At 33.5% G+C, this 14,231-nt stretch carries 7 protein-coding genes; all 7 read right to left on the bottom strand.

The genetic code is table 11. The features are described from left to right. Positions 1–70: 70 nt before the first annotated feature. The 7 genes from ABXT64_RS10860 to ABXT64_RS10890 all read right to left on the bottom strand — a co-directional run bounded on the left by ABXT64_RS10860 (position 71) and on the right by ABXT64_RS10890 (position 14,227). Positions 71–2,014: an alpha/beta fold hydrolase gene (locus ABXT64_RS10860; RefSeq protein WP_443632954.1), complete on the bottom strand. Its 1,944-nt coding sequence runs from the start codon at positions 2,012–2,014 to the stop codon at positions 71–73. An 11-nt stretch (positions 2,015–2,025) separates the two neighbouring features. Continuing rightward, positions 2,026–5,226, bottom strand: a complete 3,201-nt coding sequence (locus ABXT64_RS10865) for a VPS10 domain-containing protein (protein ID WP_443632955.1) — start codon at positions 5,224–5,226, stop codon at positions 2,026–2,028. A 75-nt stretch (positions 5,227–5,301) separates the two neighbouring features. Next, a complete protein-coding gene (locus tag ABXT64_RS10870; protein WP_443632956.1) occupies positions 5,302–6,060 on the bottom strand; it encodes a sulfite exporter TauE/SafE family protein in 759 nt (252 codons plus the stop codon). A 173-nt stretch (positions 6,061–6,233) separates the two neighbouring features. After that, a complete protein-coding gene (locus tag ABXT64_RS10875; RefSeq protein WP_443632957.1) occupies positions 6,234–7,847 on the bottom strand; it encodes a SulP family inorganic anion transporter in 1,614 nt (537 codons plus the stop codon). 42 nt (positions 7,848–7,889) lie between these two features. Continuing rightward, the gene (locus ABXT64_RS10880) at positions 7,890–9,125 is read right to left on the bottom strand and encodes a DEAD/DEAH box helicase (protein ID WP_443632958.1); all 1,236 of its coding nucleotides are present in this window, start codon (positions 9,123–9,125) and stop codon (positions 7,890–7,892) included. 54 nt (positions 9,126–9,179) lie between these two features. Next, positions 9,180–12,470, bottom strand: a complete 3,291-nt coding sequence (locus tag ABXT64_RS10885) for an amidohydrolase family protein (protein WP_443632959.1) — start codon at positions 12,468–12,470, stop codon at positions 9,180–9,182. A gap of 128 nt (positions 12,471–12,598) precedes the next feature. Further along, on the bottom strand, positions 12,599–14,227 hold the full coding sequence (locus ABXT64_RS10890) for a M1 family metallopeptidase (RefSeq protein WP_443632960.1): 1,629 nt from the start codon (positions 14,225–14,227) through the stop codon (positions 12,599–12,601). Between the last annotated feature and the right edge of the window lie 4 nt (positions 14,228–14,231).

Consider the following 14,231-nt stretch of genomic DNA (forward strand, 5'->3'; position numbering starts at 1 on the left):
ATTTTTTGAAATAAAAAAAAAGCAGGGTTTTTACAACCTGCTTTAAGAATACATTTAATATTTTTTAATTTTATTCTATTGGCGTAGATTCTGTATTGTTTGAATCTAAAGCTTCTAATCCTTCTCCTTTTAGATATTTATCTAAAAACTTTAAAATACTACGGTAAGCTACTATTTGGTTTTCCTTTTTAACAAAACCATGTCCTTCATCTTCAAAAAGTACATACTCTACTGGGACACCATTTTTTTTAACTCCTTCAACTATTTCATCAGATTCAATTTTTAAAACCCTAGGATCCTGTGCTCCTTGTAATACAATAAGTGGTTTTGTTACTTTATCCGTATGAAATAATGGTGATATTTTTTTTAAACGAACCGAATCAATTGTATTAGGATCCCCCATTTCTGTGTACAATGCTTCTTTAAATGATTCCCACCATGGTGGAATACTTTTTAACGTACGCATCCAATTGGTAACACCAAATAAGTTAACACCAACTTCAAACTCATCAGGAGCATAAGTTAATGCTGCCATTGTCATATACCCACCATAAGAACCTCCTAGAATTCCTATTTTTGAAGGATCGATGACATCTTGAGTTGCTAACCAATCTTTTCCAGCAATACAATCTTTTAAATCTTTGTCTCCGTGATTTTGATCATCCATTTTAAAGAATGTTTTACCATAGCCACTACTACCGCGATTATTTACTGCTAAAATTGCATAGCCATGATTTACAAGATATTGTATAGTGGAATTAAAACGTTGCCCTGATTGCCCTCCTGGACCTCCATGGACCCATACTAAAGCTGGAACCTTATTGGTTGCTGAAGCTTGGTGTGGTTTGTAATAAATAGCAGGAATTTCTAATCCATCAAATGATTTAAATCTAACTACTTCTGCAGTAACCATATGTGCTTCATCAATTTCTTTATTTAAGACATTCGTTAATTGATACTGTTGTTTTGAAGCTATGTTATATGAATAGGTATTGGTTGGCATATTCGATCCTGCAGTGGTAAGTAATGCCATTGTTTCATCTCGAGAAAATCGTGCTCCAGTTATGTTTTGATTATTAATATCTGGAAATGAAATTACTTCATCAGTTTTAGTATCTCTTACTTCCATCACAGACTTTGCGTCTTCATTGGTAAATAGAACTTTATAAGCTCCATTTCTTGTAAAATAAAAGCTATTAATATCCCATTTTTTTTCTACCACTTTTTTCTTAGTACCATCTTCAAGAGTATATTTCATTAAGTACGTGAACTCTGCATTATCATCTGTTGTATAATAAAATGAGGTTCCATCTGGAGCGAAATCTTGTGGCGAATTGCTGCTTAAGTTATCATTTACTTTTATTGATTCATTGGTTTCGGTATTTAGTAGGTATAAATCACTGTCGTTTGTATTAATCGTTTTAGAAAGCAACACATGTTTTCTGTCTTCTGACATTCCGCCAAAATTCATTCCATCATTATTTTGATATATCATTTTAGATTCGAAAGTCGATATATTCATTTCATAATGATCCATGTATTTAGCGTCTCTTTCATTACTTGCATAAAAAAAGCTTTTACCGTCTTTTGACCATCCTCTAAAGGTTGCACGAACATTTTCAATAGGAGTAAGGCTTTTTACACCAGAACTGTCCTTCATAAAAATTTTATAAATTTCATCTCCATTCCCATCCATTCTGAATAAAATACGGTCATCTTCTGGAAAATATGAAATACCAAAAACAGAGGCACTATCCGATTTAGAAATAGGTGTTAATTCACCACCAATATCATATACAGAATACATATTGTAGATTCCTGATCGATTACTGGTGATTAATACTTTCGTTTTATCTGATGAAAACCCATTCGCAAATGCATTTTCATTATCCATAAATTGCTCAATCGAATATTCGTCGGGACTTATAACTTTCGCTAGTTTCTTTTTTCCTTCAGGATCTTTACAGGAAACCAATAAGGTGATTCCTAAACAGATCAATAATAATTTTTTCATATCGTTAATTTTTAATTAGTAGTTAAGGTTTTTATTTCTTTAAATGGAGAAATAGAGACTGCATCCAACTTAGACTTATATTCTGCCCAATCGGTTACAAAAAAGGCATTTGTTTCTTGCAAGCTTTTATTTAATTCATCTTTCGCTTGTTGAATAAGGATAGATTCAGTTTCGGTCATTCCGCTAGGACGACTGCCACTATACCATCTTGCAGTGCCAATTCTTTGCATTACTGTAACCTCAGGATTTCTTGTAATTCCTTGACGTTTATCTTCTTTGCCAATATATAAAGCAATTAATGAATCAATTTTTTTAACAATGTCTTTACTCGCTTTTATTTCAGATTTATATTTTTTATCATTTTCTTTTTTTAGTTTTTTACTAAAATCGCTAGCAGTATTTTTACTTTCAACTAATTGTTTTACTGCTTCTGAAGCTACTTTAATAAACCCTTCTGTTTCTTTAGATGCATCGTACCTTTCTGTTATTGATTTTTCAGAAACCTTAAGTCTTGGATCTGAAACAACATCAATGTATGTAGTTGAGGTATTTTCTAAATAATTGAGTTCAATTCTATATTTACCTGGTTTTACCGTAGCTCCACTTGGCTCATTTTTTTGTTTTTTTATTTTTCTTGAAGGTCTTGAAACCCCAGCTTCATTCATATACCATTGCCATGTATAAATTCCTGTACTATCTGGAACCTTTTTCTTTAAGCTTCTAATTAACCTTGAACCATCATAAATTTTTGCATAAATAGAATCTTTACTAGGCCTTTTTTCTTCGGGAATTTCTTCTTCTTCTTCTTCTTCTGAATCATCAGAATCATCTTTTACTTCTTCAGTTTTCTTAAAGTAATATTTAATCAAGGCACCATAGTCCCGATTTTCACCATTGTAAATTGCATCTGCTCCAAATCGACTTCCTGTAGGTTGTTGATATGATGCTTGATATGCAATAGGAGGGGTGAAAATATTTAGTTGCGAACTTAGAATAGATTTGTCTTTAGCGATAGCTCTTAAGGGTCGTATATCGTCAAGTACCCAAGCAGCTCTACCAAAAGTTCCAATTACTAAATCATTTTCTCTTTCCTGAATCACTAAATCTTTTACAGGAACTGTCGGAAAACCATGCGTCCATTTCTTCCAATTTTCTCCTGCATCTATCGAAACATATAAGCCATCATCAGTACCTAAAAAAAGTAAGTTTTTTTCAATTGGGTCTTCAACAATACTTAAAGCAAAACTTTCACAATCATTCGCATCTGCAATTCGTTGCCAAGTTTTTCCATAATCGGTAGTTCTATATACATAAGTAATGTAATTGAAACGTCTATAATCATTAGCGACCAAAAGTGCTTCTCCTTTTACTTTATTAGAAGCTTTTATCTGAACAATCCAACTGCCTTCAGGTAAGCCTTTAATGTTTTTAGAAACATTGGTCCAATTAGCACCTCCATTTAGGCTGTAATGCACACGGCCGTCGTCTGTTCCTACCCATAACATATTTTGTTCTAGAGGAGAAGGTTCAATTACTAAAATGGTTGTGTGGTTTTCAGCTCCTGTAGCATCCATAGTCAATCCACCACTTTCATCTTGCTTCTGTTTTTCAGGATCATTGCTTGTTAAATCTGAAGAAATTAATTTCCATGTTAAACCTTTATCAGTGCTTTTATGTACAAATTGACTTCCGAAGTAAAGCGTACTATTATTAAATGGATCAATATTAATAGCAGCATTCCAGTTAAAACGCAGTTTAACCTCTGGATCTGGATGCGTTGGTCGAACGGTATAATTATTACCAGTCTTCCAATCGTATCTGCTTACATAGCCTTGCTGGCTCATACTCCATCCATATTGACTGTCATCGCGATCGGGGATTACATCGAATCCATCACCAAATGTTATTTCTTGCCAGTAGTCATTTCTAATCCCTTGCGATTTCCATACATAAGCAGGACCTCTCCAAGAACCATTATCTTGCATTCCTCCATACACATTGTATGGAATTTCATTATCAACATTGATATGATAAAATTGAGCGACAGGTAGGTTTCCAACAAAACGCCAAGTCTTTCCACCGTCATGTGTAATATTCATACCACCGTCGTTTCCATCGATCATAAAACTACCATCTGTTGGATGAATCCACCAAGCATGATGATCTGGATGTACGCCATTATCAACACCATAAGCAGGCATTAACTGTTTAAAGTTTTTTCCACCGTCTTCTGAAACATTTACATAAGTAAAAACAGAATACACTCTATTTTCATTTTCTGGATCTACAAAAATATCGCTATAATAAAAGGGCCTGTTTCCAATATCACTTTTATCATTTATATTTTTGAAAGTAAAACCACCATCTTCACTTTTATACAAAGCATTTTTTTTTGCTTCTACTAATGCATAAATAATATTTGGTTTATTAGGAGCTATAGAAAGACCAATTCTGCCTAATTCCCCTTTGGGTAAACCATCTTTATCTGTTCTCTTTACCCATGTATCTCCTCCATCATGTGTTACATAAATACCAGAACCTTCACCACCAGAATTAAAAAACCAAGGATCGCGTTTGTGTTCCCACATGGCAACTATTAATTTATTTGGGTTGGTTGGATCAATGACCATATCTGCAACTCCAGATTTAATATTGGTAAATAGAATCTGATTCCATGTTTTACCTCCATCGGTAGTTTTATAAACACCTCTTTCTTTATGTTCGCCCCAAGGTGAACCAATAGCTCCAATGTAAACAGTATCAGGGTTTGTTGGATCTATAATTATTTTATGAATATGGCGCGTATTTTCTAAACCCATAGCGAGCCAATTTTTCCCTCCATCTAAAGATTTGTATACCCCAAAACCTCCATTTAAACTATTTCTTGGATTCCCTTCACCTGTTCCAACCCAAATAACCGACGGATTAGATTGCTGAATAGCAACCGCACCTATGGAAGCTGTTTTTTCATTTTCAAAAATTGGAATCCAAGTAACACCGCCGCTTTTAGACTTCCACAATCCACCAGAAGCTGTTCCTACATACATAATATCTGTATTATCTGTAACAACATCAATTGCGGTTACTCTTCCAGACATACCTCCAGGTCCAATATTACGAGGTTTCACATCTTTAAGGATGTCCATTGAGAATTCTTGAGAAAATAGGGTAGAGGTAATGCAAAGAAGCATTAAGAATAAGTGCTTTTTCATTTTTTTGGTTTAGTTCGTTTGGTTTTTAATATTTTAAAGGTACTAATTTGAACATAACGAATTCTTAAATAGAAGTTAATTTGTTAAAGCTTTCACAAGTAAAACAATACCGCTAATCACCATGATATAAATCACTAATTTTCTGAATGTTTTATTGGTCATTTTTTTAAGAAGCTTTTTGCCCATTAAATTTCCAATGGTTGCACCAAGTCCTAGAATAATACCATAGATCCAGAGTTCTTTCGATAACAATCCAAAGTAACTATAACTACTTACTTGTGCGAGTCCTAAGAAAAATGAATTAGCGGCTTTAGTGCCAATTAATTCTTCTTTAGTAATTCCAGCATTGAGGTAAAATGGGTTTAGTACGGGGCCCATTCCTCCAGTAAATGTTCCAATGATTGAAATTATAAATCCTAAAGGAATAAAATACCATAAGTGAACATTAAAAGATCGTTCTTTCTTTCCGAAGCGATATTGAAAAAAAGTACTAATTAAAAATAGGCCAATAATAATTTGAAGCCATACAATTTTCACCTCAGTAAAGAGGTAAGCAGCTACTATAGCACCTAGTATAGCGGAAGGCACATAATACCAAAATACCTTCCACACAATATTTTTCCAGAAAATAATGATCCTAGATGGACGGCTTATAAATGCTCCTAAATTTAGGACTGGCGCTGTTTGGGAAATGCCAATAAATATGTTTAAAAAAGGAATTAGCATTAAAGCACCACCACCACCACTAATCGTAGATAATGTAAAGGCAAGTGCTCCCGCAATAAAAAGCAAAAAAGCAAGAAAAATATCTATAGTATGTAGCACTTCTAACATGCTGTAATATAAAAAAAACTACTCAAATAATTTGAACAGTTTTTTTAGTTTTAATAAATTATACTATAAATTTGGTATAATTAATTCTTGCCCAGGATGAATCGTATCTGGATTTTTTAGGAGGTCTGTGTTAGCTTTAAAAATAGCATGGTATTTCATCCTTAAAATAGAATTTATACATCACTGTCTAATAAATCTGTAACAACATGATACCTTGGATCTTCGATTGAAGTTTCTATTAAAGATTCAAATTTTGGACTGGCTTTTAGTAAGATAACTCTACACTCCGGACTTAAATGAGTTAGCTTTATACTTTTACCTAATGCAAGGTATTTATTAGTAACATTTTTTAAAGATTCGATACCTGAATGATCACCTACTTTTGATTCAATAAAATCAATTTCTATAGAATCTGGGTCTGTTTTATAATCAAATTTCGAGTTAAATGCTTGTGAAGAACCAAAAAATAATGGCCCCCATATCTCATACACTTTAGTCCCATCTTCTTTAATTCTTTTTCTTGCACGAATCATGGTTGCATTTTTCCATGCAAATACTAATGCCGACATGATTACACCGGCAATTACAGCAATAGCTAAATCTTGCCAAACAGTAATGGCAGATACTGCAATTAATACAAAGGCATCAGCTAATGGTATTTTGTTTAATATTCTAAAACTACTCCATGCAAAGGTCCCGATTACTACCATGAACATTACGCCAATTAGAGCAGCAATAGGAATTTGTTCAATTAAAGGAGCCCCAAATAACACAAAACATAATAAAGCAATTGCGGCAACAATTCCAGAAAGTCTTCCACGACCTCCAGAATTCACATTAATAATCGATTGACCAATCATTGCACAGCCACCCATTCCGCCAAACAGTCCATTAAGAATGTTGGCTCCACCTTGAGCTACACATTCTCTATTCCCACTTCCACGGGTCTCAGTCATATCATCAATTAGGTTTAACGTCATAAGAGATTCAATAAGCCCTACAGCTGCTAATAAAAATGCAGTTGAAACAATTAGTTGCCAATTGCCTTTTAGTGTATAAAACAAACTAAATATTTGTGATTGAAATTCTGGTAATGAGCCCTGCAATCCTTTTCCACCACCTTCTTTAATAAAAGAACCAACGGTACTTACATCGAGACCGCCAAATATTGTAATTGCAGCTACAACAATAATTGCAACTAATGCTGCAGGTACTTTTTTGGTGATTTTTGGTAAAAAATACATGATAGCCATTGTTAATAAGACTAATCCAAACATGAAATATAATGAAGACCCTTGTATCCATTGCATTTCACCATCAACCCTTTGTTTAAAAAGACCTATTTGTGAAAGAAATATTACAATAGCTAAACCATTTACAAATCCCATCATTACAGGATGAGGAATTAAACGAACAAATTTTCCTAACCTAAAAATTCCTGCAGCAATTTGAATTCCACCCACTAAAAGTAATGTGATAAATAACCACTGTAAACCTAAGTTTTCAACGGGAGCATCTAATCCTATTCCTACTTCATTTCCTTTCTGAATTAAATGAACCATTACAATCGCCATAGCTCCAGTAGCTCCAGAAATCATTCCAGGTCTCCCTCCAAATATGGCAGTAACAATTCCCATCATGAATGCTCCATATAAACCTACTAAAGGGTCAATACCAGCAACAAAGGAAAATGCTACAGCTTCAGGTACTAATGCAAGTGCTACAGTTAGTCCTGAAAGGATATCATTTTTTGGATTGAATGTGAAATTTTTTAATAATCTTTGCATGAATTCTTATTTGAAAAACGGGCAAATATATAGGTATATTATTTAATACCAACGCTTCTTATTCTTTTTTGAAGCTGCAGATTTTCTGCTTTTTTTATGTTTAGTTCTTTTTGTATTATCCTGTTTAGGTTTTTCTTTTGCTATAACAGAACAAGGGTGGTCTTCAACAACGGGAATAGCAGATTTTATTAACTTTTGTATACCAGAAACATATTCTTTCTCATCTGGGGCACAAAAAGAAAATGATGCACCAGATTTTCCAGCTCTTCCTGTTCTTCCAATTCGATGAACATAAGTTTCAGGGATATTAGGAAGATCAAAATTTAATACAGCATCTAAGTCATCAATATCAATTCCACGTGAAGCTACATCAGTGGCAATTAAAATATTGATTTTATCATATTTAAAATTATCTAAAATATTTTGTCTCACACTTTGCGCTTTATCGCCGTGTAATCCTTCCGCTTTAAAACCATTTTTTAGAAGTGTTTGTTCTAATCGATCTACACCATTACGGGTTCTTCTAAAAATTAAAATATTACCTTGGATTGTATTCCGAAGTAAATGCAAGCACAATTCTACTTTATCGGTTTTAGAAACATAATATAAGTACTGCTTTAATTTTTTCGAAGATCTAATCTCAGGCTCAATTTCAATTCGCACAGGATCGGTTAAAATTCGTTCTGCAAATCGCATCACTTTATAAGGCATCGTTGCCGAAAATAGTAAGACTTGCTTTTCTTGTGAGCAAAGACGATTTATTTTTTTTACATCGTCAATAAAGCCCATATCTAACATTAAATCTGCCTCATCTAATACTAAAATTTCTACAGCACTTAGGTCTATAATTTCTTGATCACATAAATCTAAAAGTCTACCTGGAGTTGCTATTAAAATATCGATGCCCTCATTTAATATTTTTTCTTGAGCATTAATCGAAGTACCTCCGTAGACAACTGTACTTTTTAAGCCAGTATATTTTGAAAAAGCGATACACTCTTCATTAATCTGAACCGCTAACTCTCTAGTAGGACTTACAATTAAGCTTCTTATACTTTTTGTGTTTTCAGCGTCATTCTTATTGTGAAATAATAACTGAAGGATTGGTAAAATAAAAGCAGCCGTTTTTCCAGTTCCAGTTTGTGCAGTCGCAATCAAATCTTTTTTAGCCAAGACCAATGGAATTGTTTTCTCCTGAATCTCTGTTGGAGATTCATAGTTTTTTTCAAAAATGGCTTTTAAAATAGGTTTGTTTAAGTCTAAATCACTGAAATCCATAGGTTTGTTTTACAAATATTTTGCAAAGATACTACAATACCTATTATTTCCCTTTTAATTATGACCGATATGACAACCACAACCACCGTCCATAAAACCATTGGTTTCTTGATGCCATGGAAATGCCTGATTATAATTGGATAACTCCCAAAAGAATGGCTTTCTTTCTTTAGGATGATTTCCTATTTCATTCATAGTTTTGGTGTCATATAAACGTCCATTAATCATTACCATTTCAATACTATTTGTATGTTCAATTTTGGTAAGAGGATTTTCGTTTAGAATTATTAAATCTGCAAATTTTCCAGTTTTTAAAGAACCGATATCGTTTCCTAGGCCTATATAATCTGCAGCATTAATTGTTGCCGTTTTTAAAGCATCATGATTTGACATACCACCTTGTTGGATCATCCAAGTTTCCCAATGGGCGCCAAGACCCTGTAATTGCCCATGAGCACCCATATTTACTTTTACACCAGCATTTGAAAGTTTTGTTGCAGCTTCAGAAACCAAAAAATGTCCGTTTTTATATTCTTCATCTGGAACCATAGTTCTATGGCGAGAACGGCTGTCTATAATTCCTCTAGGAGTATACTTTAAAAGCTTTTCATTTTCCCAAACATTATCTCTTTGGTAAAAATAGAATTCACCATTTAGACCGCCATAATTTACAATAAGGGTAGGAGTATAGCCTGTTCCACTAGCGCCCCATAATTCAACGATATCTTTATAAATAGGAGCCACAGGTATATTATGTTCTACTCCAGTATGACCATCAATTACCATGGTTATATTTGTAAAAAAGGTTGAACCTCCTTCTGGAACAACATTGATTCCTAACTCACGTGCAGCCTGCAACACTTGTTGCCTTTGCTCTCTTCTTGGTTGGTTATAACTCTTCACACTTTTTGCACCAAAAGCCTTTGTTCTTCTTATGCTACTTCTTGCGTCATCAAGGCTATTTATATTTGCTTTAAAATCACCATCAGCGCCATAAAGTATAAATCCAGTTGAGTATAATCTAGGGCCTATAAGTCCGCCAGTTTTTTGAAGTTCAGAAAGAGAAAAAACAGTTTCTGTATTTGAGGAAGGATCATGCGCTGTCGTTACACCATAGGCTAAATTTGCCATGAACCTCCAATTTTGCTGGCTTAATAAACCAGATCTAAAGGCTCCAATATGCGCATGAGCATCTACCATTCCTGGCATGATTGTTTTACCAGAAACATCATACACTTTTGCATCACCAGGAATTGTAATATTTTGTCCAAGGGCTTCAATTTTATTATTATTAATAATAATTGTACCATTTTCAATTACCTCGTCACCTTCCATAGTAATGATTCTTGCATTTGTAAATGCAATTCTACCGGTAGGGCTATCAACTTTTCCAGAAAGTCCAATTTTGATTCCTTCTTTTGTTAGTTCTGGAATTTCTTTAGGTGAATTATCTAAAAATGTAAACCTATCTTTTATTTCATTTAAAAAATATTCATCGCCTAAAGTCCACATTACTTTTTTACTGTCATTAGACCAATGAATACTTATTCCAGCATCTTCAGCTAATTTTGATACAGGTAGCGATTTACTCTTGTCATCTATATTTAATTCTTGTCCATTTAAAACAAGAGGCGCAATAAACACTTTATGAAGATTTGTAAATGCAATCCATTTATTATCTGGACTCGGCACTAATCTATTTGCATATTTTGAGCTTATATGTGTTTTTTCATCTTTCCCATTTAAATCGACACTTATTAATTTTTTAGTTAGACTCCCAAAATAAGTTCCCCCTGTCTGTAAAAATATACGACTTCCATCTTTTGAAAATAATGGATAAGCTCCTTTATTGATTATTTTAGTTTCTTTTCCTCCAGTAGCATTTATAATATAAATACCAGGTTCTTTCGTATTTGTAAAACCTTGATCCATATTTCCAGATTCTTTTCTGAAAACAATCGATGTTCCATCAGGCGAATAGGATGGAGTTCTATAAATTCCTTTATTTGAAGAAAGTAGAATAGGAGCACCTCCTGAAATAGATACGCTATAAATGCCCCCTTTATTAACATCATTCCATGTTACATAGGTTATTTTACTTCCGTCAGGAGAAAAACTAGGTTCCGATTCAAAATCTGTTCCTGAAGTTAACCGTTGAGGTTTTCCTTTCGGTAATTTCTTTTTCCATAAATATCCCAACGCATTAAAAACAATCGTTTTTCCATCAGGTGTAGTAATCGTATTACGAATCATTTTGGAAGTGAATGATTTTTCTTCGATTGGATTATTGAAATGAACTGTTTCAGCTAAATCAATTGTTACATCAACCGTAAATGGAATATTTTTTACTTGCAGCGATTGTGTGTTTATAGTATTAATTTTTCCTCCACTCCAAATAACTATATCCGTATTATTTGGCATCCAGTTAAAATTTGGATAAATACCAAATATCGCCCATGCTTCTTGTTGGTCTTTATTTAATTGATCATAGACAGGAGTTTCTTCCCCCGTTTTTAAATCATGAATAAACAACACTGTTTTTGTACGAACTCTTTTTATAAAAGCTAATTTTGTTCCATCTGGAGACACTGTTGGTCGAGCTGCACCTCCTGGACCTCCAGTTATTGTTTCCGTTTTACCCGTTTCAAAATTGTATCGTTTTATTACATAGATCTGTTTGTTTGGATCTTTATTGTATTGAAAAGATCCACCCGAATACATGTCTTCACTATAATATAAATATGTGCCATCTGGAGATACAAAAGGTTCATTTACATCTTGCTGGTCGTTTTTTCGTTTGGTTAATTGTAATCCACTGCCTCCCGATTTATGATACATCCACATTTCTCCAGCACCAAGGCTACGCGATGAAGAAAAATGTTTTCTAGCAATTAAATAATTACCATCTGGCATCCAAGCAGCATTATTCAATAACCTAAACTTTTCTTTAGTGACTTGCTTTGGATTGCTTCCATCCCGATCCATTAGCCAAATATTATCCCCTCCACCCGCATCACTTGTAAACGATATTTTAGAGCCATCTGGACTAAATCTAGGTTGAATTTCAAATGGAATTCCAGTTCTAATTGCTTTTGCTTTTCCTCCTGAAATTGGTATTGTATAAATGTCGCCAAGCATATCAAATACGATGGTTTTTCCATCAGGACTTACATCAAGATTCATCCAAGTACCTTCATCTGTTGTAAAACGGTGTGCTTTATAATTGAAATCATCTCCTGGATTGGAAACATCCCATTTTTCCTTTTCTTCTTTTTTTTCTTCTTGAGCTGTAATTGGATTTATGAAAACAAACCCTAGAAATAATAAAAGCAATAATTTATTCATTGTTGGAAATTTAGTAGTGTCTAAAATACATAATTACAGAGAAGTATTTATTATTTTAACTTTCAATTAGTAGCTAATTTTACCATTCGACCTCTCTTGGGAAGTATGATTCAGCTTGAGTCATTTTTTTATTCTGAAATCAGTTCACTTTCCACATAAAAGTCTTTCTTAATTTCAACAGATTTAATTGTTTCTGAAAAGTCTTTTGTTTTCCATGTAGCGGAAGGAAAAATCCATTCTTCTGTTCCATTAACAATAGCAATTACGGGCATATCAAATTTTTCAATAATGGAAACATATCGAAAGCTAAGTTGATTTTCAGCAATTTTATATTCAACTTTTGGAACTTTAATGGTTCGTAAATATTGATTCCAGAATTCAGTTAGATCAATACCAGATTTTTCACTAATATATTCTTCTAATTGTTTGCTGCTAATTGTTTGATGGTAGAAATCTTTGTTTAAACCTCGTAATATTTGTCTCCATTTTTCATCATCTTCAATTAGTTGTCTTAAGGTGTGTAATAGATTTCCTCCTTTTACATACATATCTCCACTACCTTCTTTATTTACATTATAAACACCAATGAGTGGACGGTCATTTTTAATCAATCTTCTAGTTCCAATTACATATTCTGAAGAGGCTTTTTTTCCGAAGTGATAATCTAAGTATAGATTTTCTGAATAATTTGTAAAGCTCTCATGGATCCACATATCAGCGACATCAATATGGGTAATATTATTTGCAAACCATTCGTGTCCTGATTCATGAATAATGATAAAATCAAATTTTAAACCCCAGCCTGTTTTTGAGAAATCACTCCCTAAATAACCATTCTCATATTTGTTTCCGTAGGTAACACTGCTTTGATGTTCCATTCCTAAATAAGGAACTTCCACCAATTTAAAACTATCTTCATAAAAAGGATAAGGTCCAAACCAATGCTCAAACGCTTTCATCATTTTTGGTGCTTGTTTAAACTGTTTTTTTGCTTTGTCCAAATTTTCCCTCAGCACATAATAATCCATGTCTAAGGGTCCATTTTCACCCATATATTTTTCGCCAAAATGAACATAATCTCCTATGTTTATATTGACTCCATAGTTATTGATTGGGTTGACCACTTTCCAAGTCCAAGTGGTTTTATTTTGAATCGTTTCAGAAGAAATTAATCTTCCATTGGCAACAGCCATCAATCCATTAGGAATGGTGATTGCAAAGTCAATTCCGTTATCAGGTTCATCGTAATAATGATCTTTGTTTGGCCACCAAATACTAGCTCCAATTCCCTGGTTAGAAGTTGCAACAAAATGGTTTCCGTTTGAATCTTTCTTCCAAGAAAAACCACCATCCCAAGGTGCATTTTTAGCTGTTGGAGGTTTCCCTGAAAAGGATATTGTAAGTTTTTGAGTAGTTCCTTCTTCTTGTTCTTCTATTAAATGAATAAAATGAGCATTGCCTTCCGAAGTAACTAAAAGTTCTTTCCCTTTTTGAATCACCTTCTCTATTTTCATAGGAGCTTGTAAATCGATTTGCATTGTATTATTTTCATTTAACACGGTATAGCTAATCAAATTACTTCCTTGTATTTGTTTGGTGTCAAGATCTACTTCAACGTTTAAATTGTAATGTTTTAAATCCCACCAAGCTCTTTCTGGAGTGATACTTCCACGTAAGGTGTCTTGTCTAGTAAAATTTTGGGAGAAGGATACTGTAGCATAAAAAATGATTAAAAGAAGAAGTTGCTGTTTTTTCATGCGA

This window comes from Candidatus Marifrigoribacter sp. Uisw_064 (assembly GCF_047730175.1).
Taxonomy (GTDB): Bacteria; Bacteroidota; Bacteroidia; order Flavobacteriales; family Flavobacteriaceae; genus Marifrigoribacter.